The sequence below is a fragment of the Stenotrophomonas sp. 10L48 genome (assembly GCF_056395105.1).
In genome coordinates this window covers 111,579-136,715 of sequence record NZ_JBFTIX010000001.1, presented here as the reverse complement: position 1 = coordinate 136,715, position 25,137 = coordinate 111,579, and the positions used below count along the sequence as shown (strand labels likewise).

Here is a 25,137-nt window from a genome sequence, read left to right as displayed (position 1 = left end):
TAGCCGTATCCTTTCGGCCATGCTCCCCTCGCACGGCTACCAAGGCTTCCGCTCAGCACCGCCACCCTCTGGCTGGGTCCAGATGGGGGAGGGCTGGGTGCTGTGGTGGAGTGGCCGGCAGATCGCCAACGTAACTCCCGCAAAGGACGGCGGCGTTCGGGTGCACCTTGATGCCCGGAAGATGTGGGAAACCAAGAACGTTCGGGCGGCCAGCATGGCGCAGGGCAAGCGTTACGCCGAGCGGTGGTGCGCGGCCAGGCTCTACCCAGAGATGCGGCTGCGAGCTGCTGTGGCTCGGATGGTGGACGGTTCCCCGGGGGAACCTCTACCGCCGCTGCCTGGCCTGCCGCCGACACCCGAACAGCTGCAGCAGGCCCGGCGTCTGGCCGAGGCGGGGGCGAAGGAGCTGGAGCGGGCCAAGGAAGCGCTCCAGCCGCGCCAGCCGCCGGTGACTAAACCTAGGTCTAAGGTTGGGAGCGGGACTTAGCAGGGTCCAGCATCCGCTCATAGTCAAGAATGTGCGCAGGCCGCATCAGCCATTTTCACAGCATCCCGACCTTCTGTTCGTGCTATTTGTGTATACGAAGCGCTGGGCTCGGAGTTATGCCTCTAGTACTTCGAAATACGTGGGGAAATATCGATACAGCTTAGTGTAGTTCTTTGCATCGTCCTGTGAGAGGCCCGGTGAAGTTGGGATCGCTGTCTTAGGGAGTTGATTATTAAGATGCCGAATTTCCTTGGGAGTCAGGACCGGAGGCTGAATGGTAAAGCAGTCTATGCTTGGTCTGTAGAAGTCTAGTGAATCAAATGCGCACTGAGTCAGAGCGTCATTGGCATCAACAAACCATCCGAGCGTGCACATTCTTGCATTGTCGGAATAATTGAAATTCAAAAATTGATGAACACTGACGGGGTGTGGATCGGAGCCAATCTTTCTGCGATCACTCGCCTCCGAGGTGATCTGCGCATCCACAATGTCTCGGATGACGCGAGCATACTTCACTCCTTCGATCGATGATGGCGTAAAGCCGGCGGGCAGAAGTGCAGCCCCGACGGCCTTTTTTAGACGATCTGCTTCACTCTTAACGGCGCCACTGTTTTTGCCAGATTCGCAATTTATTGTTGCGAGAAAAACACTGCCTGGGGCCATCTTCTTCGCAAGTAGTCCCAAGTCTTTTAGCTGGCCAAGGTCCAGCTTTCCATCGTAGTCGAGCCAAATTATGCCTGGCGTCGAGTAATCTAGTCCGGGCAATACCGATTCAGCCTCGCCTTCAATGATGCGGATACAGCTGAAAGGCTTGTTAAAGTCCACCCGCTCAGCGAACTTGGAATGCTCGATGCTTAGCATCTCTTGGATTCCAAGCGCCCTATGAATCATAGTGAAGTCCAAGAACGAGATGCTCCCCATCCCTGCGTACCAATAATTACCCATTGGGCCGAGCCTCATGAGGCAGGAGAGCGCCTCCGAGATCATTCGGCGCTCAATTTGCTTCGCGGGCCTCACCCGATAATCAATCTTCGTAAAAGAACCAGGCTTCTCATTCATCTTGGCCATCCCCCAGATGAAGTGAATAGTATTCCTCCAGGGTGAAAAGCCCAATCGCGCTGCCGCTTGTGGATGGTATCTCGCCTTTCAAAAACTCCTGCAAGGCTTCTAGCTTGGATCGGTCGACTGAATACTGGATTTTGATTGTATCCGACTTTGTCTTTGGGCGCGGGGCAGCTGCTGGCCATGCAAACTTGGATGTCACTTTGAGCTGCTGATGCTCGCTAGTTACGTTCAAGGCCTTAGCCTTGGTAATCGCGTCCTTAAGCGGAGTCGGTGCGTTTGCGTCCGTCTTAAGGTTCGCCTCCTCGTCTCGCACCCGATTGAGGAATTGAGTAACCTCAGATATGGACTCAGCCATGACATTCCTCACTCTTCTGAAGACGTCATGGTCCTCCGACATTCCTGTCTTTGTTGTGTTCCAGGGCAACAATCCTGGATTGTCGCTTTCGAGGTAAAGATACCCTCGGAAATAATTAAACTGCTGATGGAATGAAGGGGCTGGATGCACGCCCCAGCCAGTCTGTGCAGTTTGATCGGCAAAAAGAAGGAGGCGTCCGTTGCAGAAGACGTACCATCCTGCATTCTCGCTGTCCCGGTCGGATATGCCGCTGATGCACGTATAATCAACCGTTCCGCCGGAAAGCTTATAAGTGCCTCGACGTACGTGGGGCGATATCTCGGTCGACGACTTGATGGTCAGCGAATCTACGGTTGATAGAATTTCGCCGTTAAAAGATATAATGAGTCCGGCGGAAATCGCGGCTGTATGTGCCAGGCGGATGCGCTCGCGCAGCTCTCCGCGGAATTTTCCTAGTGCGAATTCCTGAGCAACATCTTCCCTGAGGCTGTCCACGAGGATCACCGTGCCAGTGACTCTGCTAAGAGGTGCGCTATGAACAAAAACATTGCTTAGAGGGAAGCTCCACTCTTTATCGTCCTCCCAAGCAAGCACGTCGACGCCTAGGCCGAATTCGTCAATGTCAGTTTGAGACGTGATCGTAAACTTCTTTGCAATCTTGAAGAGAGTTCTCTTCATTCCCACGCCGAAGTGACCTACTGAATGAGCAACGGTAGGGGCCTGATTTGTCAATCGTCCAAATCGGAATGCGTAATTTTTGGCGATATCCAGTGGAATTCCACCGCAATTATCCCTAAGAAGGAACTGGCTGCCATCGATGGTCATTTCGATCGCTAGTCCTCGAAAATCACCGTTTGGTCTGATTCTTCTAGCGCCGTCGACAGAGTTGTCGACCAAGTCGACAATGGCGGAGATGAGGTCTACATCTCGCACGAGTGTGTCGATGAAGAGCTTCTTAGTTGGCTCCGCGTCTGCGTAGTGTTCGTTCATCCATGCCCCCTGTGGCTTTGAAATTTCAAATCTCCGGTCGCTGGAGTCTTACACCGGCCCCGTAAAAACGCAACGGGATCAGGTACATGGACCGCGTCTTGGCTGGTAGGGATGTAGCGGGCCGATCGACAACTCAAAAAAAAAGCGTTAGAATTCATCGACATTACTACACCAGGGGGTCTCTTGAAGGTCGTTGAACTGTTCGCTGGTGTTGGTGGGCTGACGTTGGGAGCTGCCCGCGCCGGGTTCGATGTTCGTCTAGCGGTCGAGCTTGACGCGCGCGCGGCTGCTGCCCACGCCTGCAACTTTCCGAGCGTCGCCCACTTGAATCAAGACGTCTCTGCTCTGGACGCCAATGGCCTTCTTCATGCTGCGGGGCTTAAGTACGGGGAGCTGGATGGGATCATTGGTGGGCCGCCTTGCCAAGGTTTTAGTGTTATCGGCAAGCGAGATTCCGGCGACAGTAGAAACAATCTCTTCGGCCATTTCGTTAGGCTCGTAATCGGAGCCCGCCCACGTTTTTTTGTTGCGGAGAATGTTGTTGGAATCCTGCACGATAGAAATAGGCAGGTTCTGGACGGCATGCTCGCACCGCTGCATGAAGATTACGAGTTGCACGAGCCTATTATGATTAGGGCGTCGGATATTGGTGCGCCCACGTCGCGTACGCGTGTATTTTTTGTTGGAGTGTTGCGCGCAAGTGGTCTCAATGTTCACGCGCTGGGAACTGATGCGTTTGGCAGCCACATAGGGATAAATACGGTGAGGCACGCATTGCGCGGACTTCCAGCCACGGTTGAAGAAGATTGGAAGGCCAATATCTCTGGCCGCGCTCGACTTCATGCTGTCGCCAATTCTCTCTACCAAGAAAAACTGAGGGGGGATCGCCCTGTTGGAATAGGTTGTCCCGAATCCTTACGGCTCTTGGATAAGGGTATTGTTCTAAATCATCAGGGAACGGTTCATAGTGCTGAGCTGCGCATGAGGTATGACAGCTTGGGGCCTGGTGAGCAAGACTATAAGACGAAGTCTGTACGGCTTCGGCCGGATGGTTTCTGTCCGACATTACGTGCTGGGACGGGGGCGGATCGCGGCTCTTTTCAGGCTGTACGGCCAATTCATCCTAGAATGCCGCGCGTGATCACTCCCCGCGAAGCTGCTCGTTTGCAGAGTTTTCCGGATTGGTTTCATTTTGACAGGACTAAGTGGCAGGCGTTTAGGCAAATTGGAAATAGTGTTCCTCCCGTTCTCGCTGAAGTGGTCTTTAATAGGATTAGAAAGAGCGTTCTCAAGACGTGAATATTCGGCGAGTTCTGAAGGCTGTGCGCCACTTGCTAATCCGGTGCATTCGTCCACAATTGTCCACAGAAGGATGCCCAAGTCGCCATCAGATGGCGCCTCTTCTCTAGCATGGTTCCTCTCTTGTACGCAGCTTTCGCCTTGTCCCGAATCCGGTGAGCTAGGGCAGCCTCGGACAGATCGTCAGCGAAATCGGTGGTCTCGCTTGCCCAGTCCTTGAAGGTCGACCTAAAGCCGTGAACCGTGACATGGCCATACCCCATGCGCTTAAGCAGTGCCAGCATCGCGTTTTCGCTGAGCGGCTGGTTGCTGAGGTCGTTGGGGAACAATAAGTTGCGCCCCATGCGTGGCCTTGCAAGCGCAATCGCAGCCGCCGGGAGCGGAATCGTGTGTTCGGTCTTCGCCTTCATCCTGTCACCAGGGACAGTCCAGGTCGCGGCCGCCAGATCTATCTCTCCGGGAACAGCGCCCAAGGTCATTCCCGTGCGAGCGGCCGTGAGGATCGTGAATTCCAATGCGCGCGCAGCCTCGCCATGACGGCATCGCAATGCAGCCATGAACTCGGGTAGTTTTGTGTAGGGTAGGGCAGCGAAGTTCTCCACCTTGGTCACCGCAGTGGGTTTCGGCAAGATCACGGCCAAGTGCCCGCGCCATCGCGCTGGGTTCTCCCCACTGCGCTTCTTCTGCACGGTCATGGCATCAAGCACTGCCTCCAAGCGTTGCCGGACCCGGCTGGCAGTCTCCGTTTTGGTGGTCCAGATTGGCCGAAGCACGGCCAAGACATGCTCGGTCTCAATTCGATCCACCCGCAGATCTCCCAGCACCGGCTTTGCATACGTCTCTAGCGTGCTGGTCCACTGGCCCGCGTGCTTCGGGTTGGTCCATCCTGCTTCGCGCTCTGCGATATATGCCATGGCGGCCTCCCAGAATGTTGGGATGCTGGCAGTGGCGACAGCCGCCGCTCGCCTACCCGCGAGTGGATCCTGACCTGCCTGTACCATCTTCCTCGCGGCTGCTGCCGCCTCCCGCGCCTCGGCCAAGCCGATCACGTGCAGCGGGCCTAAGCCCATTTCCGGGCGCTTCCCCTCAAATCGATACCTGAACACCCAGCTCTTGGCACCGGACGCGGTCACCTGCAGATATAGACCGCCACCGTCAGCGTGGTAGCCCAGATCGGTGACCGTGGCCACCCGTCTCGCCGTCAGGCGATTGATCTTCAATCCCATTTCCTACCCATCCATGTACCCACCCAGCAGGCGCGACTTCCCGCGAAAGCCTGCGAACGAACCCGGATGGTGAAACCTAGCTGGCGCAAGGGCTGAGACTGGTTTCACGAAGGTGCACGGAAGCTAGGGAACGCCCTAAATTCAGACACTCTCTCCGCCAGTTTTTTCAAAAAGCCCCTGGAAATAGGGGCTTTTCGTTGTCTACGCCGCTCGCCCCATGCTTTCACCCACATTCTGTGGATTCGCCGGCGACAAAGCGGTCGATGTGCTTTTTCCACCATACGTGACGCGCTCCGATCTTATATGAGTGCGGGAACGAGCCTTCCTTCATGCGGCGATAGATCCACGACTGGCCGAGGCTGGTGCGGATGGCAACAACCTCGATCGGCTGCAGGTCCGCGTGCAGTTCCGCGACGGTTATTTCGCGCGTGTTCTTCGGCGGCATGATGTCCTCCTCCAATTCGTGGCCAACGCAGCGCGCAGCTGCTCGGTGGCGGTGTTCATGCGTTTGCTCCTAACGGCAATCCAGGTTGCGCAACGCTGTCGCTTGCCTCAGCGATCCCGGCATAGTCCGGGTCCAACTCAGTACCGGTGAACTGGAAGCCTCGAGTACTGCGGCCTTGCCAGTGCTGCCGCTGCCGATGAACGGGTCCAGCACCACGCCGCCGGTTGGAGTGACCAGCCGGCACAGGTAGCGCGTGAGATCGGTCGGCTTCAGGGTAGGGGGGTGTTCCCCTTTTGGGGCGACCTGATCACCCTCATCGCGGCGGGTCATTTGCTGCCCACTGGTGCTGGACACCATGCCTGCGGGCGACTTCTTGCACGCGTCCAGGCCGGCACCGCGATCTGCGTTGGTTGCCCTAGCGCAATAGAAGAAGCGGGCTGCGCTGCCCTCGTCGATGTGCAGTTGACCTGGCCGCATCTTGAAGTCGACGGTACCTGGATTTTGGGTACCCGCGCTGGGCTCCTCCTCTGCGCATGCGGCCGTAGATGCCAGCGCTTTTCTTGCTCGGCGCGCTGTAGCTGATCGGCGCCTGCTGTCCCACCGCATCCGGTAGACTCGAAGGCCTACAGGGAGGCCATATGAAGAAGGTTGCTGTTTTGGGATTCGTTGCAGCGCTCGCCGCAGGGTGCTCCTCGACGCCAGTCACCCCCGGAACCGCCAAAGCTGTGTCAGCCAGTAGGGTGTACGACGCCAGCTACTTTAATCGCAGTGCCGAACGGTCGGCCACAATCAAAGTGACCCGTGACAAAGGATTTGCAGGTGGTGGTTGCTCGTTCGACATCCTGATTGATGATCAGAAGGTCGTTGCGTTGAAGCCAAGCGAATCGGCCAGCATGCACGTGGTGCCCGGCTCGTATTTCCTGAAGCTTGAGGCCGGCGGCGGTCTCTGTCAGAACGTCTCAACGTTCCAGAATGTGACTATCGCTGCTGGCGACGAGCTGGTCTACCGAATTCTCTGGCCTGCTGGCGGTCGCCCGACGATGGAGCGGAAGTAGATCCCGCTCGATAGTCGCGTCACAAAGGTCTAGCCGACGCGTTCCAAGCGCTGGAGCAAGTAGGCCGCCAAGAATGCAAAAACGCCCCGAAAGGGGCGTTTGCATTTGTGCTGCAACGAGAAAGTGTCGTCAGAAAGCAGGCTCGATCACCGGCGGTGATTCCACTGCAGGGAAAGTTAGCCGGTACTTCCGCGTTGTATCGGCATCTACAAAGATCTCGGTCGAACGGCGTCTGGCCAGCGCGGATTTGGTGGCATTGAATGAACACAGGCCGGGGCCGTCAATTCCGGTTACCGTCAGCAAGTGCCGGCCTGGCTTCAATGCGAAGGTGACTGATTCGGCTGTGTTGAGATGGGCGGCCATCTGCTCATCGACCATAACGCCTATTGCACACTTGCTACCAACAGCGCCGATGTCGCGGGTTACCACCACATTCCCGGTGGAAGCGCCTTGGTCGGGGAGTGCAAATACCCGATCTGCAGGTGCCGGCTTGACTATTGCTGCGTCGGGTTGTTTGGTGGGCATAAAACAACCTGCGGCCAGCAACGGAACAGCGATCATCGCCGCTCGCATTGTGAGCTTTGCAGCTATGGAATGCATATTCTTCCCCCGAGAAAATCGCCATTGATAGGCGGGTGGCACCTTTCAGCGTGACTTTACACGAATCCGGCGAAGGTAAGCCGCGATCACTGGCTGTCGGAATCCACCCGTATGAGCAGCAGGAGCGACAGCCGCGCAGCATCATGTGGTCTATGGCGTCGACGAAAACTCCCGGGCCGCACAATGCATTGGTGTTGATTTTCACGTTTTGGGATCAATGCTCTCTGATCTAAGTCTTGATACCACTTCGCGACGCATTTCCCTCTCGATCTGCTGAAAGGACGCGTGGACGATGGTTGCGCCAAGGTACTCGCCTTGGCCGGGATTGGCGTCTCGAACTTACATGATGCGCGACAATGCATGCTCTGCCAGTTTATGGCGGATGGTGCGTGGGGATCCTGTGATCCGTCGGCTTCTTGCGTCATGTATCCGGCACGCCAACCCGCACCGTCCGCCACCTTGCATCTGCAGGTGGCCACACCGTGAGGTTGCCGCCATGTCTGACCTGCTTCCCGACTATCCCCGTCTGCACGCGCTGCTCGGCGATTCCGTGCGCGATCTTCCCAATGCTCTCGCCGAAAAGATGGAAGACGCACTCAGCGATGTCGCCGAGTCCGCGCCTCCCTCTGCGTTCTTCACGTTCCTGCAAGGCCACGGCAAAGGCCATCGTGCGGACGGCACACCGTGGTCCGAAAATCGCCTCACGCCCGGTCGTGCTTTCGACTTGGCCTTGGCCACTCGAAGTGCATCGGGCATCACCGCGCTCACTGCCATGTTGCACGCCGCACACGTAGCGCGGGAGAACGACGATCCGGGCTTCTATCCGTCGGCGGCCATGGTCGATGGTCTGTTTGATGCATGCGAAGCACTGTCGCTGCAGGTAGAGCGCTATCTTGACCCTTGATTCACAGGTGCGCCGCAACGGGAAGGGTGGGGACTTCCAACGTGGTCCCCATGCCTGCGGTTCAAGCGCCGTGCTAGTCGCTGTCGCTTTCTGCTTGCTCTGCGCCGCTCGACCGCTTCGCCCGCTCTTTCAATTCCGTCGCCAGTCGTCGCTGCTCTGCATGCGGCAACCTAGCGGCGGCGAGAATGACATTGGCCAGTGCATCGCTATCGGCCAGAAGATAGGCCAGCGGAACACCCAGTTCGGCAGCCATCTTTCCGGCAGTGGCAAAGTCCGGCTCCGACGCGCCCTGCTCGTAGCGTGTCACCCGGCTGGACACCACATCTTCAGACAAGCCAATGCGCCGGCCCAGCTCACGCTGGGAAATACCCATCGCCAAGCGCGCTTCTTTGAGGCGCTTGGTGAACTGGTCGCGGAGAGGTGTGGGGGACATTAACCGCCTGGGCGCATCCTGTAACGGTCTACAGGATGGCAACCGACCCCCATTCCGTATGCTACATTATTTGTAGCATCGTAAGGCGGGGGTGGGGCATGAAGCCGTCTTCGCGGCCAGCGCCGCCTGGCAGCACAATATCGACAATCTGCCTTGCCTGCGGATACCGCGGACCGATGGCCATCCGCAATGGCCGCGGGCATTGGTCTAGCTCCGGGTGGGCCTTCACGTTTCTGGCGCTGCTTGGCGGTGCAGTTGGTTTCTTATTGATGGGCGTCACCGGGATGCTGGCCATGTCGATACTGATCGGCATTGTGGGCGCACTCGCGGTCCGCCCGGCATCTGCCTACCACTCCTGCCCGCAGTGCCACGTCGATCTGCAGTGGCGGTGAAGGTGCCAACTGGCACGGCGATGGAGGTGCGTAGGAAAATTCTGATCGTGGGCGGGTAGTGATGACGTTCCTGTCCCGTTGATCGGCCTTTGCCTATAGTGGATCCAAACCCCGCAATGGAATGGCCCGATGCACCCGATGTCCTCCGGCCGGTGCCTGGCACTCGCAATCGCCGTCGCTGTGAGCGCCAGTGCCTGCGCACGACCGCCATCCACCGAACACGAAAGGAATCCCGCCATGCCTGGCGCAACGCAGACCGGCCGTACCCTCAACGGCCACACCTACACCGACGCGCCCGTGGACGTGAAGCTGGGGCCGAATACCTTCCGCATCCCCGCCAATTATCTGGACAGCCAGATTGCGCCTTGGCCGGGGGAGGGGGTGACGCTGGTTATCGAATGGCCTGACATGAAGCCGACGGCGCCGGGCGCACGGGCGAATCCGAGGACCAATGATTTCCGCAAGGAGATCGCGGTGGCGGTGAACTACATCGACAGGATTCCAATCGAAACGTCGCTTGCGCGACTGTCGTCCAACGAGGCCATCACCGAGGAGGGATCGGTGGAACGTGGTGATCCACGGGCACGCCTGGACCTGCGGATTGCCCGGCCAGCGACGCTGGGGCTGGTCCCTTATGCCATCGATGAAGAGAAGATGGCCCGCTATTCAAAGGACTACGAGGCCCGCTACGGCAAGCCTCCTGTTCGAAACCCGGCCTATGAAGATGACTGGTATGTTGCGCGCAACGAAGATGGTCAGCTCACCACATTCATAAAGTGCGAGACCACCTCGTTCCGGGGTGATGGCGTGCGCCTGGAAGGCGATCAGGTCATCGACCTCGACGACCCGGTGGCGGCAGGATGTACGCACTATTTCGTGGATGTCGAGAACAAGCTCTCGATCACCTTGAACTACAAGCGGGCATTCCTGAAGGACTGGAAGCGCATGGAAGACGCGGTACGGGATGCCTTGGCACGCACCAAGGCCAGGTGATCCGAAGACAATTCAAGGAGTAAGTCATGGGTGGACTGACCCAGAAGGACATCAGGATCCTCACTGCCTATGCGGATTCGGGCAACCGGGAGCTCTACTGGAACTATCTCTCGCAGCTTCCCGGTGCAGACGGTTATGGAACGCTGGCGTTGGGCGTTGTGCGCAACGACAGCCTGCCCGGGCGGGTGGCAAACAGCTACGCACAGGAACATGCGAGAACGCAGCACGACGATGGTTCACGCTTCCCCAATGCGGTGTTGAGTGAACGGCAATGGGAAGCCTTCGGACAGAGTCTGCTCAAGCAGGACCTCGTGTTGCGGCAGTACTGGTCGCAGCAGCAGCGCCCGGATCTTGCCTTGAACCTGCCCGGCAAGGATGTGATGACCGCGCACGACCGTGCGTTCGAGCAGCATCGCCTGGATCCCAATTGCTGGACACCCCGCGTGCTCCTTCAGGCCGCACTGGAAAAGAGTGGCCCGCAGAAGCTGGAGCAGATCTGGACCAACATGCTCGACAACGATGGGGCCGGACTCCCGCGGGTGGGAAGTACCAGCCGCGATGCGATCACCCAGATGGGATTGAGCAAGGGGAGCCAGTACCTCGGCACGCTGACGTTCCATGAAGTCACCCAGGCCCTGGGTGGCCGCTCCTCGGTCGACCCCAACGTCATTGGCGGCCTCAATTCCTACGCGCTGTACTTTGAAAAGGACGGCAAGTGGGCCAGTGTCACCTCCGGCGGCGGCCACAGTTCGCTGCGCGAGATCACCAATCCGACCCGCATCGCCGAACTCAACGATGCCCGCGAAGTCCGCCTGGAGCGGCAGCAGAAGGCCACCCAGTTCCACCCGGAAGATCCGTACCGAACCATCACCCGCAGTCCGCTTACCGCATCGGCAGATGGCCTGCCGGATCTCAAGCGCACACCCACCCGTCTGGCAGACATTGGCCCGGACCACGCCGAGTACAGTCTGCTGCAGCAGGTCAGCGGGCATGTCGCCGGCATCGATGCCAGAGCAGGACGCACGCCGGATGAAAGCAGTGAACGTCTGACCGCCAGCGTGATGGTCCTGGCCCGGCAGAACAACCTGGACCGTGCCGACCATGTGCTGCTCAGCGCGCAGACGGCGGACAGCCCAGCGGGCCGCAACGTGTTCGTGGTGCAGGGCGAGATGAACGACCCGGCACACCTGAGGGCTTCCATGCCCACCGATGTGGCCGTGCAGACGCCGGTAGAGCAGTCGTTGCAGCGTCTGGAGCTGGCCAGTGCAGAACGGCAACAGGCCCAGTCCCAGCGTCAGCAGCAGGAACTGGACAACCAGGTGCGCGAGCATCCGGCAATGCGCCTGGCATAGTGCACAGCAAGGGGCAGTGGGGTATTCCCATTGCCCCCGCACCCGTCACTTCCCCGGTGCGTCGGCAGTCTGCGCCGCCACCATCGCCTGCTGCATTTCCTTCAGCGACAGGTAGGCATCGCCGTCGGTATCCAGCCCCGTGAAGTACTTCGCGATTTCCGGCACCACGGTCGCTTCTTCCTTGCTGATCTTTCCGTCCTTGTTCTTGTCCATCGCAGCGAACGCGGCATCGATCGAGTCAGCCTGCTTGCTGAAGCGTGCCTGCTGATACGTAGCAAACTCGCCCTTGTCGACGCGACCGTCCTTGTTGCTGTCCATCGCGGTGAAGGTGGAATCGATATAGGCCTGTTTCGGGTCGGCTGGCGCCGCCTGTGCAAGCAGCGGGGCGGCGCACAGCGCGATCAACAGGGCGGTCTTGTTCATATGCATTGCATGTAGTCCTTGAGCGAGGGAGTCAGCGGCAGGGGTAGGTGTAGCCATCGCGGTCGCGATAGCTGTCGGTGCGGCGGTCATAGTTGCCGTAGCGGTTCATGCAGTAATCGGCGCGCTCGCGTGTTTCCCGCTCGCGCTTCGCCGCTGCCGCAATCACGCCCGCCACCACGGCCGCGCCCACGACGCCCACCACCACGCCCGTGGTCTTGGCGTCGTGCCGGCGCTCGCGTTCCCGGTCACGCTCCCGCTCGCGGCGCTGCCAGTCATCGCGCTCGCGGTCACGATAGTCCTGGTTCCACTGCGGGTTGTGGCGGTCGCCACGCTGCGCATGGGCATCGCCCGAGTAGGGCAGCAGCACCAGCAGCTGCGCGGTTGCTGCCAGTAGCAGCGCATTTCTTCCTGTTTTCAGAAACATCGTCCAGCTCCTGTGCGGACATCGTCGGTAGCTGCAGTACACACCGCAGACATTGCGCGAACCTGCCGTCACCGCAGTCAATTGCGGTGATTACCGGACCAGCGCTTCCACCGGATCCAGCTGCGCCGCGCGCCGTGCAGGTAAGAAGCCGAAGCCGATCCCGATCAGGCTGGAACACGCGAACGCCGCGATGATTGAATTCGCTGAAAACACCAGGCTGAAGCCCACGTCGGCCAGTGCCAGCACTGCGCCCAGCAGCAACGCCACACCAATGCCCAGCACACCACCAAGCAGGCACACCAGCACCGACTCGATCAGGAACTGCTGCAGGATGTCGCTGCGCCGCGCGCCCACGGCCATGCGTACGCCGATCTCACGGGTGCGCTCGGTCACTGATACCAGCATGATGTTCATCACTCCTATACCGCCGACCACCAGCGCGATGGCGGCAATGGAGCTGATCATCATGGTGAGGATGCCGGTGGTCTGTTCAATCGAGTGGCGGATCTGCGCGTTGTTGCTCATGAAGAAGTCGGTACTGCCGTGGCGGCGGGTCAGCAATCGTGCAATGGCCTGCTCGGCCGCTTCCATGCTGATCGCATCGGATACGCGCACGGTGATGCTGGATACATGGCTCTGGCCCAACACCCGCGCCATGGCGGTGGTGTAGGGCATCCATACCCGTAGCAGCGAGGCGTCGCCGGCGGCGCCGGCATCTTTCTTCACTACACCCACCACGCGCACCGGCACGGTGCCCAGCAGCAGGGTCTGCCCGATGGGGTTCTCGGCTGCGGCGAAGAAGCGCGCGCGGGTGTTGGCGTCGATGATCGCCACCTGCTGGTAGCCAGCCACACCCTGCGCGCCGAAGAAGGTGCCTTCGCCCAGCTTCAATCCATGCACGCGGAAGTACTGTTCGCTGACGCCCTGCACCTGCACGCTGGCGGAGCGGTTGCCGCGCATCGCAGTACCCGTGGTGGCTACGCCAGGGGTGGCACTGTCCACGAACGGTTGCCCGGCCAGGGCCACGCTGTCACCCGGGGTAAGGGTCTCCACCCGCGCCGCGTGCAGGTCGCCAAAGCCGGAGCCTGGATAGATCTCGATGGTGCTGGTACCCAGCGAAGAGATGTTGGACAGGATGGCCTGACGCGCGCCCGTACCCAGCGCGACCACCGACACCACCGAGGCGATGCCGATGATGATGCCGAGCATGGTCAGGAAGGTACGCATGCGGTGTGCGTTCATGGCGCGCAGGGCCATTCGGAAGGCCTCGGAGAAGCGATCACGCACGGCCTGCCAGCCGATGCCATCGTTGCGTTGCGGCATCGCGGTCGGCGCCACGCCCGCTGCCGAGCCAGCACCGGTGGCACGATCATCGACAATCCGACCATCGCGGATCTCGATGATGCGCTGGGCGTGTTCGGCCACCGCCATGTCATGGGTCACCAGCACCACGGTGTGGCCTTCGGCATGCAGCTCGCCGAGGATCTTCATCACTTCCTTGCCCGACTGTGTATCCAGGGCGCCGGTCGGTTCGTCGGCGAAAATCACCGCACCGCCATTCATCAGTGCGCGGGCAATCGACACGCGTTGCTGCTGGCCCCCCGACAGCTCGCCGGGCAGATGTTGCATGCGTTCACTCAGGCCCAGCCGCGCCAGCAGTTCGGCGGCCCGCGCCTGGCGCGCGGGGGAGGGCATGCCGGCATAGATCGCCGGCACTTCCACGTTGCCCAGCGCGGTCAGGTCGGCCAGCAGGTGGTAACGCTGGAAGATGAAGCCGAAGTGTTCGCGGCGTAGTTCGGCCAGTTCATCGGGCGACATCTGCGCGGTCTGGCGCCCTGCAATCTGGTATTCGCCGGCAGAGGGGCGATCGAGGCAGCCGAGGATGTTCATCAGCGTCGACTTGCCCGAGCCGGACTGGCCGACAATGGCCACCAGTTCACCGGCATGGATGTCCAGGTCCACACCGTCCAGTACCACCAGCGTCTGCTCGCCGGCGGCGAATTCACGGCGCAGCCCACGTACGCTCAGCAGAGGCTCGCTCATGGGGGCGCTCATCGGGGCTGCGCGGGTGCGGCGGCGTCTTCGTCGCCGGCTTGAGCCAGAACCACCTGCTCGCCTTGCTTCAAGCCGCTGCGTACTTCCACCTGGATCTGGTCATCCAGCCCGATGGCGATGCGCCGCGCCACTGCGCGCCCGTCTGCACCGCGAACCTGCACGCTGTAGCTGCCATCGCCGGCCCGCGCACCCAGCGCGGCGGAGGGGATGGTCAGCACGTTGTTGGCACGGCCGAGCACGATGCGTACCTGGGCGGTCATGTAGCTGCGCAGGCGCCCATCACGGTTGTCCACGTCGAACTGGCCGTTGTAGTACATGGCGGTACGGCTGCCGGCGGACAACGCCGGTGACGTGAGGCTGGATGCATCTTCGTTGGTGATCGATTCGGGCGCGGGCGCGATGTCGCGCAGCGTGCTGCTGTAGCGGCGGCCCGCATCGCCAAGGATGGTGAAGAAGGCTTCCTGGCCGACCGTGGTGTGCACAACGTCGGCCTCGGAGATTTCGGCATAGACGGTCATCACGTCCTGGTTGCCCAGCATGACGATGGTGGGTGCGCTCTGTACCGCGTTCACCGTCTGCCCCTGGCGGGCGACCACCGCCAGCACCGTGCCATCGGTAGGCGCGGTGATGCGGGTGTATTCCAGATTGGTCTGCGCGATGTCCACCTCGGTCTGCCGCTGCACGATCTCCCCATCCAGCGCTTTGATCTGTTCGCGGGTTGCCTCCACCTTGGCGTTGGCCGCGTCGAAGTCGGCGCGGGCAACCAGCTGCGATGCGACCAGCCGTTGCTGCCGCCGCAGGGTCAGTTCGAGCTGGCGCAGATCGGTGGCCAGTGCATCGCGGTTGGCGCGTGCGGTGCGCTGTGCTGCCTGCGCACTCAGCAGTGCATTGCGCTGGGTACGGGAGTCGATGTCGGCAATCGGGTCACCTGCCTTCACCTTGTCGCCCAGCTTCACGTACAGGGTTTCGATGCGTCCGGAAACCTGCGCGCCCACGCTTACCAGTCGCGATGGCTTGAGGGTGCCGGTGGCTTCCACCACCTGTTCGATGTTTCCGCGCACCACGGGCGCGAGCTGCAGCGGTGGCGGCGGTGCCGGTCGGAGCCAGAACCAGACGGCAATGGCAGTGCACAGTACGGCACCGGCGGTCATCAGCAGTCGGCGGTGTTTACGCGGTGCTGTGCTCATTCGCACAGCATCCAGAAGGAGCAGGTCATCGGTGGTCCTCGCGGCAGGAGAGATGCACGCTCCGGGTGCCGGGCGTGGATGGCCGTCGAGTCTCAAGGTGATGGATTGCGTGAACCTTGCGGCGCTGTCGTGGTTGTCAGGTCACTTCCATGGCGATGACCAGCGCCACGGCGACGAACTGCAAGGCACTGCCCAGCACCAGCAATGCGCTGCGCAGACGGTCGGATGTCATGCGCAGGCTGCAGAGCTGGCACAGCGTGCCGATCACCAGCCCTGCGGCAGCGAGTGTGCTGGTCGGCTGCGCGTGCACGCGATGTATCACCAGCGGGACCCACGCGCTTGCCAGCATCATCCACGCTGCATGCGTGTCCATGTTGCGCAGAGCAGCAGGGAGGGTTCGCGCTGTAGTTGATCGCCATGCGGACAGCGCGTGCAGCACGGCATGTGCGACGACGAAGAGCAGCACTGCGCTGGTCAGTGCTGCGTGTGCATGGCGGTGCGTTGAAACCACCAGTGCACTGCCGGGCAGCAACAGGAACAGCGCGGCAAAAAGGCGCATCAGCACGTTCGGACGCTTCGCAGTAGGTATCGCGCGCAGCCACTGTGGCCAATGCGGCAGTCCGCGCGCGCGATCGGCATGCGAGCGTCTATTCCACGCAGCCGCGGTCAAACCGGATGTGGCTGGTGTCGTGCGGGATCGGCTAGAGGAGGAGGGTGGAGGAACTCCTTCGGTCACGTGCAGGCTTCCTGTCAGGATGGAACGCGATGGCAGCGCAGATGCCATCGATTCGATGCTGCGCAGCGAACATTGCCGCAACCTTGCGTGTCATCGCTGTCTGCAGCGCACGGACAGGCGGCAGTCACCGATGTGCGGACGTCCTCACTGCTCTACCGATGGCGCAGAGACAACGCCCGGGTGCTGTGGGAATTCGACGCGGATCAGCGCGCCGCCACCAGGGGCATCCAGAATCGTGACATGGCCACCGTGACGGTCGATCACCTGCCGCACCAGGTTCAGTCCCAGGCCCGCACCGGTCTGGCGTGGGCGCAGTCGCTGGAACGGCTCGAACACACGTTCGCGCTGGTCCACCGGAATGCCGGGGCCATCGTCTTCCACTTCCAGGCAGCTGCCCTGCACCCGCACGATGATCTGGCGGCCACCGTGCTCGGCGGCATTCAACACCAGGTTGGAGATCACCCGTTCGACCGCGCCAGCCTCACCCAGCACCGGGAAGTGTGGTTCCACCGCCACCGCCACCGTCTTGTCCGACTGGATCAGCAGGGGCGCAAGATCGGCGGCCACCCGTTTGGCCACCCGGGCCAGGTTGAGGGTTTCCTTTGGACCGTCCTCTTCCATGCGGTGCAGGTCCAGCAGCTGCTCGGCCAGGGTCGCCAGACGCGCGACTTCAACGGCAAAGCTGCGCGAAGTCGAATCATCAGCGGCATCGATCTTTACCCGCAGGATCGCGATCGGCGTGCGCAACTCATGCGCCGCTGCGGCGATGAAACGGCGTTGCCGCTCGTGTCCTTCATCCAACCGACCCAATGCATCGTTGACGGCGGTCACCAGCGGCGCGATCTCCACCGGCACCGCGGTCTCGGTCAGGCGGATGCCACGACGGCTGGCCGAGATGTTGCGGGCTTCCTGCGCGATGCGCTCGACACCGGCCAGTGCCCGCCGCACGATGATCGGCGTCAGGATGATGGTGGCCAGCGCCAGCAGCAGGAAGATCGGCAGGGTGATGATGTGCGCGGCCAACGCCATCTGCATGGTCAGTGAATCGGTTTCGCCATGGGCCATGATGGTCAGCTTGCCGGCCGGTCCGCCGTGCTGGCGTACCACCACGGCCAGGCCATCGCTGCGATCACGCCCGCGCAGGTCGCCATAGGGGATGCCATCGAGGGCGCCGACCAGCGAGGCATAGGCCGGTGGCACATGACCGAAGGTGACGTGGTGCCCATGCTCGTCCTCGGCGATGAACCAGGCACCGGGGACGATCTTCAGCAGTTCGGCCAGCTCCGGCGTGTGCTGCACGTACAGTTCGCCGTTGCGGTCGCGGTGCACCGCCTCGGCCGCCACCGGTGCGAAGGTCTGGATGGTGTAGTAGCCACCGCTGTCGGCACGAACCAGCACCATCAGCAGGGCGAAGAAGGCCACCAGCAGGGCCAGCAACTGGTAGATCAGCGTCTTGACGATCAGCGGTCGCTTCAACGACGGGCGACGCGCCATCACTTGCTTTCCCGCATCAGATAGCCAACCCCGCGAATGGCGTGGATCTCCACGCCCGCATCGGCGTCAGCGAGTTTTCGGCGCAGGCGCGAGACGTGCGAATCCAGGGTGTTGGAATGGATGCCGTCGTCGAAGCCATACACCGCCATCTCGATGGATTCGCGCAGCACGGTGCGGCCCAGGCGCCGTGCGAGGGCGGCCAGCACCCGGATCTCGCGCCGCGGCAGCTCCAGCCGCTGGCCGTCCACACTGGCCTCGCCCGAGGCGGGGTCGAACACCAATCGGCCGATGCTGATGGACTCCACTTGCAATCCGCTTGGACGACGGCCAGCAGCACGGATCCGCGCGAACAGCTCCTCCAGCGCGAAGGGTTTGGCCAGGTAGTCATCGGCGCCTTCATCCAGGCCGGCAATCCGGTCCGGCAACTGGCCCAGCGCGCTCAGCACGATGATCGGCACCCCGGGGTTGCGCTCGCGCAGCACCGAAATCAACGCCAGGCCATCGCCATCAGGCAGGGTGCGGTCCAACAGCACCAGATCGTGCAGGCCGCACAGGGCCGCCTCCCGCGCCAGTGCCAGGGTATTGGCCACGTCCACTACATAGCGCTCGCGCTGCAGGGCGGACTTGAGGGTGGCGGCCAGTTCGGCTTCGTCTTCGATCAGCAGGATGTGCATCAGCAGGGCTTGGGCAGGGAGAGGCCGCAGAAGGGCGGTTCGGCACGCGCCGGCACCGTATTACAGGAACATTGCGTGAACATGGCGTGCCTCCGCATCTGCCGGAAGACCATGGCGGCAGGTGGTGAAGCCGAAGGTCCGGCGCAAGGTTCACGCAATCCAGGCGCTCCAGCCTTGGCGCCCATTCGCAGTTCCCATCCCTGGAGTCACCATGAAGTTGTTCGTTCCGCTGCTGTTCCTCGCCACGATGACCGGCTGCACCACCGCCAAGATGACCGTCACCCCGGATGGCCGCCGTGGCGTTTCCATCGACTGCAGCGGCTCCAGTTCCTGGAGCGGTTGCTACGAGAAGGCCGGGCAGATGTGCCCCGGTGGCTACGTGGTCTTCAGCAAGGATGGCGATGAGGGCAACGCCATCGCGGTCGGCAACAAGAACGGCTTCACCTCCACCCAGATGGTCACCCGCTCGATGCTGGTGTCCTGCTCCGGTTGACGATCACGTCGCTCATCTTTCGTGCTCCCTGCGCCGACTGAACGATCAGGGCCGGACACATCGCGGCGCTGATCATCTGGCAGGGATGGATGGACATCCCGCACGCATGGGTGCACGACGCGTCATTTTCCTGCAGATGCCCGATATCAGGCGCTTTCAGCGGCGCGGCCATTCGCGGGCAGCGCTGCTCTTTCCTTTTGCTTCATGCCCCTGTAACACGATCATCGCTACCACGGTGGTCCCAGCGATTCCGCTGGGATCTTCTGGAGACGCTGGAATGGAGTTCAGAACGTCTGTATTGCTCGTGGCCCTGATGGCCGCTCCCGCAGTAGCCCATGCTGAAGTCTGCTTTTCGCGGGACGGTTTCGTCATGACATGTCCCAGCTTGTTGCCGCACCCGGTGAAGGCACGATTCGAGGTTGGAACGTTGCCACGCGTGGCCGGCTCGCCTTCGGAAATCTACATCACCGGTGGCGGGAGGGTGGATGGCACCAGCAATTTCTATGTGTTTGCCAACGGCAAGATGCTGTGCGAGACGAGCGGCAATCTCGATGGTAGCAACACCACGCCCGTACGGCATTGCAATGGCACGATCACAACACCCGGAACCTACGTGATCTCGGCATCACGCAGCAATAGCGGCAATTTCCTGGCCCCGGACGATGTGGTGATCAACGTCCAGTAAAACATCTGCCATCAAGGGCCCCGGGCCGTAGTTGCCGGGGCCTGGTCCTGCACCCCGATCCGCATGTCACTGCACTGGCGCTGCGCCGGGTCGGTATACGGTGTGCTGGCCAATGCCACCAGCGTCCCCGTCGCGCCGCGCACGATCAGCGGCACCATCACCTGCCGCGGATCACCGCCGAACGACAGGGCGCGCAGCCCCTGTTCGTAGGCGGCCACCATCGACGCCATCAGCATCGTCGCACCCAGTCGTGCGTCGGCGTCGCCGACGGGTCGCCCCGCTGACTCAGCCATCAACTGCGCCAGGTCATCGGTCAGCAGCGCCTGCAGCTGCCGCGCATGGGCCACCAGTACGGCGCTTTGGGCCACGGTTTTCCAGAACGACGCCGCACCGGCGTTGATCCGCAGCAGCGGATGGCCGGTGTCCAGCAGTTCCCGCACCAGTCCTTGGAAGGCGGCCAGCGGCGTCATCGACGTGCGCGCGGCCATGCCCTCGCGCAGCAGCTGGCGCGCTTCCTCGTCACGGTCGAACACCAGCTGTTCCTTGCTGGCGAAGTAGTTGAACACCGTCTTGCGCGAAACCCCGGCGGCATCGGCGATCTCGCTCATTGACACCGCCTCGAAGCCGCGCTCGATGATCAGCCGGGTGGCGACGTCGGAAATCGCCTGTCGGGTCTCGGCTTTGCGCTGCTCACGGCGGCCGGGTGGCGGGGGCATGGGCGGGTCACTTGTGGAAAAGTACACCGAGTGTAACATTGAGGCCGCCAGAGTGCCGACCGGGTGCTCACGAGGATTGCCAATGCGGTACGACGTCGTCATTGCCGGGGCTGGCCCGGTGGGACTGCTGCTGGCCTGTGAACTGCGTCAGGCAGGAAGCGCGGTGCTGGTACTGGAGCAGGTGGCCTCGCCGGATTCGCCGCTGAAGCGCCTGCCGTTCGGGCTGCGCGGTTTGAATGCCCCGACGCTGGAGGCGCTCGACCGACGCGGTCTGCTGGACGCGGTGGCAGCCGGCCAGGTGCTGAAGCCGGAGAAAGGCCCGCCGCCGCCGGGAACCGCGCACTGGCTCTCGCAGCCACGCAAGCTGGGTGGTCACTTCGCGGGTATTCCGTTTGCACTGGACAACGTCGACAGCGGTCGCTGGCCGTGGCGCCTGCCCAGCCCGGTCGGCACGCAGATGGCGGTGGAACTGCAGGCGCTGGAGGCCGTGCTGGCCGAGCGCGCGCAGGCGCTGGGCGCAGTGATCCTGCGTGGTGCAGGCGTGCAGAGCGTGCAGATGGGGGCCGGCGAGGTCCAGGTCGAGGCGGGCGGACAGGCCTTCCGCGGGCGCTGGCTGGTCGGCTGCGATGGAGGCCGCAGCACCGTGCGCAAGCAGTGCGGTTTCAGCTTTGCTGGTACCGATCCAGAGTTCACCGGCCACTCGCTCAGTGTTGAACTGGAAGATCCGACGGTACTCAGCCCGGGGCGTCACACCACCGCGCAGGGCATGTGCAACTTCAATCCGCCGGGCACGATCGCCCTGGCCGACTTCGACGGCGGCGCGGGCCACCGCCAGCCACTTGATCGCGAATCGGCACAGGCGCTGCTGCGCCGCATCTCCGGCCGCGAAGCAACGATCACCGCACTGCATCTGGCCACCACCTGGACCGACGGCGCACGGCAGGCCACCGCCTATCGTCGTGGCCGCGTGCTGCTGGCCGGCGATGCCGCACATGTGCATTCGCCGCTGGGTGGGCAGGGTCTGAACCTGGGCCTGGGCGATGCGATGAACCTTGGCTGGAAGCTCGCCGCCGTCGTGCGCGGCGAGGCAGCTGATGCGCTGTTGGATACCTATCAGGCCGAACGCCATCCGATCGGCGCGCGCGTGCTGGAATGGTCGCGCGCGCAGGTCGCATTGATGCGCCCAAGCGCGGGCTCACGTGCACTGGCTGCCATCGTCGCCGATCTGGCAGAAACACGTGATGGCGCCACGTATCTCGCCGAGCGCGTGTGGGGTGTGGGCCAGCAGCTGGACCTCGGCCATACCCATCCGCTGGTGGGCCGCAGCACGCCGGATTTCCTGCTGGTCGATGGTCGCCGCATGGGTGAACTACTGCGGGCAGGGCAGGCGGTGCTGCTGGTGTTCGATGCTGCTGCCTCGTTGTGCGAGGCGGTTGATGTTGAACGGGCCCGCATCCTGTCCATCGCGCAGCCCGCTGTCGATTCGCTGGGCCTGTCGGCGCTGCTGGTTCGTCCGGACGGCATTGTCGCCTGGGCCAGTGATGGCGCCGATGCGGCAGGACTGGCGCGGGCGGTACAGGAATGGACGAGCTCAGCTGGCAGGGAAGCGATTGCCTGACTTCCGGCGCAGCCCGCGCAGGGCTGCGCCGCCATCTTTCAGAGATCCTTCTTCTTGCCGCTCAGGTCCAGCGGCTGGTCACTGCCTTTGCGCTCGCTCGACCAGACCTCAACGCTCTTGCTGCATCGGCTTTCGCGGGCGGCAACCTCAGGCGGCAGGTCCTTCACATGCGGCGACTCCTGGCAGGCTGCGTGCATGGCCGAATCGTCATAAGTGGCACAGCCACTGATGGAAGCGAGAGCAAGGAAACAGAGAGCGGAGCGGAGCAGGGGCTGCAGCAGGCGCATGGGGAGATCTCAAGAGGGCCGGTCTGGCCATCGAATTCAATCCGTGACTTGGCTCACGCGCAATCCGACTGGCAGCACTTGTTATTGAGTAACAATTGTGGGAACGCTCAGAGGCGGGCGATTGCCAATCAGGCAATGCAGATCAGGAATATCGTCGACAGCGCGAGCATCAGCACGAACACACGCCGGCTCAAGGCCAGGCAGGTCAGGCAGGCCGCCAACGCCCAGGCCGCCAGCAGTGCACATCCCAGCAGCCACAGCCCGACCGTCATCATCGAGCCGGCCGCTGCGGCAGACAGCGCAAAGACCTTGAACAGCGCCACGCCCAGCACGCTGCCCAGCGCGCCGGCCCGCAGGGCAATCGCATCGTGGCAGGTGGGGGAAAGCTGGCGGTGCATGAGGGCTGTGTCGCGCTTTGGGAGCTGGCGTGCGCAACTCTGCAGCAAGGCGGATCTACGCCGCGTGTTCGTCGCACCGCCAGCGCGCAAATGCCGTGATGAGCTCACCACGGCATGTGCATGCTGAATGCCAGTGCTGCCCGGTCAGCGCGCCGGTTGGGAGGCCAGCATGTCGCGCCCGTGTGGGGTCAGATCGATATCCGCATCTTCCGCCTGCACCGCCAGGCCTTCCTTCACGGCCCACGTCGCCGCATCGCTTCCTACAGGGCGCGCATCGGCAATGGCGCGCAGGATGGTGAACTGTTCTTCAGTCAACGGCATGGTACGTCCTCATACGCCCAGCAGGGGCGGCAGTTGCCAGTCCGAAAGGCGCGCATTGCTGATGGCCTGATGGCAGCCACAGGCATCACAACGGAACAGCGTACCGCCCGGCAGGTGCAACAGGTTTGCATCCTGGGCGCAGGTGATTTCCGCACAATGACGGCATGACACGGTAAGCGAAATGATTCGCTCCACGTCGCCGGAAATATTGAACGCGGCCTCGAAGGCATGGATGGCGAAGTGGCCGGTGTCCGGCATGGTGTTCTCGGTTGCAGACAGGTGTCTCCATCCTCGTTTTCCCACCGTGATGAGGCTGTCAGGCCAGCGCGGTGGCGAAGTCAACGAGGTCCGCTGCTACGCTTCAGGACTGCGCATGCGGCTGGGATAGCATGCAGTTTGAATTTCCACTCGCCGCTGGCAACGGAGTAGCTCGCAATGGACATCGAACTGGACGGCAACCGCATCCACAGCGAGCGGGCATTCCACGAGACGCTGGCGCTCGCACTGGGTGTCGAGCGCGGTTATGGGAACAATCTCGACGCCCTCTGGGATCTGCTGAGTGCCAGCGTCGAGCGCCCGCTGCAGCTGACCTGGAACGGCCATCAGGTTTCCAGAGAGGCGCTGGGGCCTCGCTTCCAGCAGATCGTCGACGTACTTGAGCGGGTGCAGCGCCAGGATGAGGCCATGGCACTGGACGAACGCTTCAGCTATTGCCTGCGGTAGGTGCGGTGTGCAGCCGCTGCCAGCGTGGTGCTGCCTGTTGCCTCCAGGGCAACACCGTCGCCTGGGCGACGGCTGACGAACCGTGCGCAGTTCAGCGGCTGCCGGCGATGGCAATCCTGCGCTTCTCCAGCATCACCGACACGCACCACAGCAGCAGGCCGCCGACCGCCGTCGCCGCACCTACGTAACCGGTGGTGGCCGGGCTGAAGCCGGCGCTGATCGCCATGCCGCCCAGCCACGGGCCGAGCGCATTGGCGGTATTGAACGCCGCATGGTTGGAGGCGGCGGCCAGGGTCTGCGCCTCGCCGGCCACGTCCATCAGGCGCGTCTGCAACACCGCAGCCAGGGCGCCCATCGTGCCCACGGTGATGATCATCGGGCCGATGGTCCACACCGATTCTGCAGCAAGCGGGTACAGCAGCAGCATCACGATCGACCACACCAGCACCACGGCGGCGGCCTTGAAGTGGAATTTGTCGACCAGCCAGCCACCAGCGATGTTGCCGATGATCGCACCGATGCCGAACACGCCTACTGCCAGCGGCATCCACGACTCGGCCACGCCGGTCACCTGCACGAGTGTCGGTGCCAGGTAGGTGAACACGCAGAACATGCCGGCAAAGCCCACCGCACCGATAGACAGCGCCAGCCATACCTGGGGGGTGTTGAATGCGCGCAGCTCGCGCATCGGCGAGGTCCGCACCTCATCCGGATCGGGTAGCAGGAAGCGCGCGATCATCGCCACTGTGGCGATGGCCAACACGCTGACCAGGGCGAAGGCGGTACGCCAGCTCAGCTGCTGGCCCAGCCAGGTGGTCAGCGGATTGCCGATCAGGATCGCCACCGACAGCCCCAACAGCACGCGCGACATTGCTTGGCCGCGCTGGCCGGCCGGACTGATCGCTGCCGCCACCAGCATCGCCACCCCGAAGTAGGCGCCATGCGGCAGGCCAGCGACGAAGCGCGCCACCAGCATCGTGCCGTAGTTCGGCGCCAACGCGCTGGCCAGATTGCCGACGGCATAGAACCCCATCAACGCCAGCAGCAGCTTGCGGCGCGGGAAGCTGGCGCCGACGAAGGCCAGGATCGGAGCGCCCACCACCACGCCGATGGCGTATGCGCTGATCAGGTGGCCGACCTGCGTCTCGCTGATCGACAGGCCGCGGCTGATCTCCAGCATCAGGCCCATGCTGGCGAATTCACTGGTGCCGATGGCGAAGCCGCCCAACGACAGGGCGAGGATGATCAGGGTACGCTGGCGCGGCGTCAGCCGAGCGGCCAGAGGGGAGTTGGGGCTCATTCGGGGG

31 protein-coding genes are annotated in these 25,137 nt (G+C 62.3%); 11 read left to right on the top strand and 20 right to left on the bottom strand.

Translation table 11 applies throughout. The annotated features are described in order from the left end of the window. Positions 1-19: 19 nt before the first annotated feature. Entirely contained in the window at positions 20-487 is a 468-nt protein-coding gene (locus tag AC1DCU_RS00715; RefSeq protein WP_442251179.1) for a hypothetical protein, read from the top strand. Positions 488-601: 114 nt separating this feature from the next. Here the strand turns inward: AC1DCU_RS00715 and AC1DCU_RS00710 are convergent, their stop codons facing one another. Together AC1DCU_RS00710 and AC1DCU_RS00705 are read right to left on the bottom strand one after the other, a co-directional pair. After that, positions 602-1,546: an O-methyltransferase gene (locus AC1DCU_RS00710; protein ID WP_442251180.1), complete on the bottom strand. Its 945-nt coding sequence runs from the start codon at positions 1,544-1,546 to the stop codon at positions 602-604. Next, positions 1,539-2,897, bottom strand: a complete 1,359-nt coding sequence (locus AC1DCU_RS00705) for an ATP-binding protein (RefSeq protein ID WP_442251181.1) — start codon at positions 2,895-2,897, stop codon at positions 1,539-1,541. The genes AC1DCU_RS00710 and AC1DCU_RS00705 overlap by 8 nt, the downstream gene beginning before the upstream one ends. 183 nt (positions 2,898-3,080) lie before the next feature. On the opposite strand from AC1DCU_RS00705, the gene AC1DCU_RS00700 reads away from it, so the two are divergent. Next, positions 3,081-4,196, top strand: coding sequence for a DNA cytosine methyltransferase (locus tag AC1DCU_RS00700; RefSeq protein WP_478014089.1), 1,116 nt, complete (start codon positions 3,081-3,083; stop codon positions 4,194-4,196). A gap of 35 nt (positions 4,197-4,231) precedes the next feature. On the opposite strand, the gene AC1DCU_RS00695 is transcribed toward AC1DCU_RS00700, so the two are convergent. The 3 genes from AC1DCU_RS00695 to AC1DCU_RS00685 all read right to left on the bottom strand — a co-directional run bounded on the left by AC1DCU_RS00695 (position 4,232) and on the right by AC1DCU_RS00685 (position 6,197). Further along, positions 4,232-5,422, bottom strand: a complete 1,191-nt coding sequence (locus AC1DCU_RS00695; RefSeq protein ID WP_442251182.1) for a tyrosine-type recombinase/integrase — start codon at positions 5,420-5,422, stop codon at positions 4,232-4,234. A gap of 223 nt (positions 5,423-5,645) precedes the next feature. Then, on the bottom strand, positions 5,646-5,867 hold the full coding sequence (locus tag AC1DCU_RS00690; RefSeq protein WP_152543303.1) for a helix-turn-helix transcriptional regulator: 222 nt from the start codon (positions 5,865-5,867) through the stop codon (positions 5,646-5,648). A gap of 69 nt (positions 5,868-5,936) precedes the next feature. Continuing rightward, entirely contained in the window at positions 5,937-6,197 is a 261-nt protein-coding gene (locus AC1DCU_RS00685) for a DNA methyltransferase (protein WP_425602690.1), read from the bottom strand. 308 nt (positions 6,198-6,505) lie between these two features. Between AC1DCU_RS00685 and AC1DCU_RS00680 the strand changes: the two genes are divergently transcribed. Next, positions 6,506-6,922, top strand: coding sequence for a hypothetical protein (locus tag AC1DCU_RS00680; RefSeq protein WP_032976245.1), 417 nt, complete (start codon positions 6,506-6,508; stop codon positions 6,920-6,922). 129 nt (positions 6,923-7,051) lie between these two features. Here AC1DCU_RS00680 and AC1DCU_RS00675 read toward each other — a convergent pair whose 3' ends face one another. Beyond that, a complete protein-coding gene (locus AC1DCU_RS00675; RefSeq protein WP_235189947.1) occupies positions 7,052-7,483 on the bottom strand; it encodes a hypothetical protein in 432 nt (143 codons plus the stop codon). Between the two features lie 535 nt (positions 7,484-8,018). On the opposite strand from AC1DCU_RS00675, the gene AC1DCU_RS00670 reads away from it, so the two are divergent. Continuing rightward, a complete protein-coding gene (locus tag AC1DCU_RS00670) occupies positions 8,019-8,426 on the top strand; it encodes a hypothetical protein (protein WP_442251183.1) in 408 nt (135 codons plus the stop codon). 73 nt (positions 8,427-8,499) lie between these two features. Here AC1DCU_RS00670 and AC1DCU_RS00665 read toward each other — a convergent pair whose 3' ends face one another. Further along, positions 8,500-8,859 (bottom strand): helix-turn-helix domain-containing protein, encoded by a 360-nt coding sequence (locus tag AC1DCU_RS00665; protein WP_032976241.1) that lies wholly within the window; start codon positions 8,857-8,859, stop codon positions 8,500-8,502. Between the two features lie 176 nt (positions 8,860-9,035). On the opposite strand from AC1DCU_RS00665, the gene AC1DCU_RS00660 reads away from it, so the two are divergent. From AC1DCU_RS00660 to AC1DCU_RS00650, 3 genes are all read left to right on the top strand, one after another. Further along, a complete protein-coding gene (locus AC1DCU_RS00660; RefSeq protein ID WP_032976240.1) occupies positions 9,036-9,251 on the top strand; it encodes a hypothetical protein in 216 nt (71 codons plus the stop codon). 129 nt (positions 9,252-9,380) lie between these two features. Then, positions 9,381-10,244 carry a Smlt3025 familytype IV secretion system inhibitor gene (locus AC1DCU_RS00655; protein ID WP_032976239.1) on the top strand — a complete coding sequence of 288 codons (864 nt, stop codon included), beginning with the start codon at positions 9,381-9,383 and terminating at the stop codon, positions 10,242-10,244. Between the two features lie 26 nt (positions 10,245-10,270). Next, the gene (locus AC1DCU_RS00650) at positions 10,271-11,596 is read left to right on the top strand and encodes a Smlt3024 family type IV secretion system effector (RefSeq protein WP_282280523.1); all 1,326 of its coding nucleotides are present in this window, start codon (positions 10,271-10,273) and stop codon (positions 11,594-11,596) included. A 45-nt stretch (positions 11,597-11,641) separates the two neighbouring features. Here the strand turns inward: AC1DCU_RS00650 and AC1DCU_RS00645 are convergent, their stop codons facing one another. The 7 genes from AC1DCU_RS00645 to AC1DCU_RS00615 form a co-directional block, all read right to left on the bottom strand. After that, positions 11,642-12,019, bottom strand: a complete 378-nt coding sequence (locus tag AC1DCU_RS00645) for an EF-hand domain-containing protein (protein WP_282280522.1) — start codon at positions 12,017-12,019, stop codon at positions 11,642-11,644. A 31-nt stretch (positions 12,020-12,050) separates the two neighbouring features. Further along, positions 12,051-12,443, bottom strand: coding sequence for a hypothetical protein (locus AC1DCU_RS00640; protein ID WP_282280521.1), 393 nt, complete (start codon positions 12,441-12,443; stop codon positions 12,051-12,053). 90 nt (positions 12,444-12,533) lie between these two features. After that, entirely contained in the window at positions 12,534-14,498 is a 1,965-nt protein-coding gene (locus AC1DCU_RS00635; protein ID WP_282280520.1) for a MacB family efflux pump subunit, read from the bottom strand. Continuing rightward, positions 14,495-15,685, bottom strand: coding sequence for an efflux RND transporter periplasmic adaptor subunit (locus AC1DCU_RS00630; protein WP_282280519.1), 1,191 nt, complete (start codon positions 15,683-15,685; stop codon positions 14,495-14,497). The genes AC1DCU_RS00635 and AC1DCU_RS00630 overlap by 4 nt, the downstream gene beginning before the upstream one ends. Positions 15,686-15,821: 136 nt before the next feature. Beyond that, complete coding sequence (locus tag AC1DCU_RS00625; protein ID WP_032976232.1) at positions 15,822-16,244, bottom strand: hypothetical protein; 423 nt, start codon at positions 16,242-16,244, stop codon at positions 15,822-15,824. A gap of 321 nt (positions 16,245-16,565) precedes the next feature. After that, complete coding sequence (locus AC1DCU_RS00620) at positions 16,566-17,915, bottom strand: sensor histidine kinase (RefSeq protein ID WP_032976231.1); 1,350 nt, start codon at positions 17,913-17,915, stop codon at positions 16,566-16,568. Further along, complete coding sequence (locus tag AC1DCU_RS00615) at positions 17,915-18,589, bottom strand: response regulator transcription factor (RefSeq protein ID WP_032976230.1); 675 nt, start codon at positions 18,587-18,589, stop codon at positions 17,915-17,917. Before AC1DCU_RS00615 ends, AC1DCU_RS00620 begins: the two co-directional genes overlap by 1 nt. A gap of 211 nt (positions 18,590-18,800) precedes the next feature. On the opposite strand from AC1DCU_RS00615, the gene AC1DCU_RS00610 reads away from it, so the two are divergent. Both AC1DCU_RS00610 and AC1DCU_RS00605 read left to right on the top strand, forming a co-directional pair. Next, the gene (locus AC1DCU_RS00610) at positions 18,801-19,082 is read left to right on the top strand and encodes a hypothetical protein (protein ID WP_032976229.1); all 282 of its coding nucleotides are present in this window, start codon (positions 18,801-18,803) and stop codon (positions 19,080-19,082) included. Positions 19,083-19,188: 106 nt separating this feature from the next. Continuing rightward, positions 19,189-19,767 (top strand): hypothetical protein, encoded by a 579-nt coding sequence (locus tag AC1DCU_RS00605; RefSeq protein WP_235189945.1) that lies wholly within the window; start codon positions 19,189-19,191, stop codon positions 19,765-19,767. An 11-nt stretch (positions 19,768-19,778) separates the two neighbouring features. Here the strand turns inward: AC1DCU_RS00605 and AC1DCU_RS00600 are convergent, their stop codons facing one another. Beyond that, positions 19,779-20,483, bottom strand: a complete 705-nt coding sequence (locus AC1DCU_RS00600; RefSeq protein WP_081794560.1) for a TetR/AcrR family transcriptional regulator — start codon at positions 20,481-20,483, stop codon at positions 19,779-19,781. Positions 20,484-20,565: 82 nt separating this feature from the next. Here AC1DCU_RS00600 and AC1DCU_RS00595 point away from each other — a divergent pair, with 82 nt between their 5' ends. Next, positions 20,566-22,101, top strand: a complete 1,536-nt coding sequence (locus AC1DCU_RS00595; RefSeq protein ID WP_032976226.1) for an FAD-dependent monooxygenase — start codon at positions 20,566-20,568, stop codon at positions 22,099-22,101. Positions 22,102-22,139: 38 nt separating this feature from the next. Here AC1DCU_RS00595 and AC1DCU_RS00590 read toward each other — a convergent pair whose 3' ends face one another. The 4 genes from AC1DCU_RS00590 to AC1DCU_RS00575 form a co-directional block, all read right to left on the bottom strand. After that, a complete protein-coding gene (locus AC1DCU_RS00590) occupies positions 22,140-22,388 on the bottom strand; it encodes a hypothetical protein (RefSeq protein ID WP_032976225.1) in 249 nt (82 codons plus the stop codon). Between the two features lie 128 nt (positions 22,389-22,516). Next, entirely contained in the window at positions 22,517-22,786 is a 270-nt protein-coding gene (locus AC1DCU_RS00585) for a hypothetical protein (RefSeq protein ID WP_032976223.1), read from the bottom strand. Between the two features lie 144 nt (positions 22,787-22,930). After that, complete coding sequence (locus tag AC1DCU_RS00580) at positions 22,931-23,107, bottom strand: hypothetical protein (protein ID WP_165780900.1); 177 nt, start codon at positions 23,105-23,107, stop codon at positions 22,931-22,933. 9 nt (positions 23,108-23,116) lie between these two features. Continuing rightward, the gene (locus AC1DCU_RS00575; RefSeq protein WP_025878727.1) at positions 23,117-23,365 is read right to left on the bottom strand and encodes a hypothetical protein; all 249 of its coding nucleotides are present in this window, start codon (positions 23,363-23,365) and stop codon (positions 23,117-23,119) included. Between the two features lie 177 nt (positions 23,366-23,542). On the opposite strand from AC1DCU_RS00575, the gene AC1DCU_RS00570 reads away from it, so the two are divergent. Further along, positions 23,543-23,830: a barstar family protein gene (locus tag AC1DCU_RS00570; protein WP_032976222.1), complete on the top strand. Its 288-nt coding sequence runs from the start codon at positions 23,543-23,545 to the stop codon at positions 23,828-23,830. Positions 23,831-23,921: 91 nt separating this feature from the next. On the opposite strand, the gene AC1DCU_RS00565 is transcribed toward AC1DCU_RS00570, so the two are convergent. Beyond that, complete coding sequence (locus AC1DCU_RS00565) at positions 23,922-25,130, bottom strand: MFS transporter (protein WP_032976221.1); 1,209 nt, start codon at positions 25,128-25,130, stop codon at positions 23,922-23,924. Positions 25,131-25,137 lie beyond the last annotated feature (7 nt).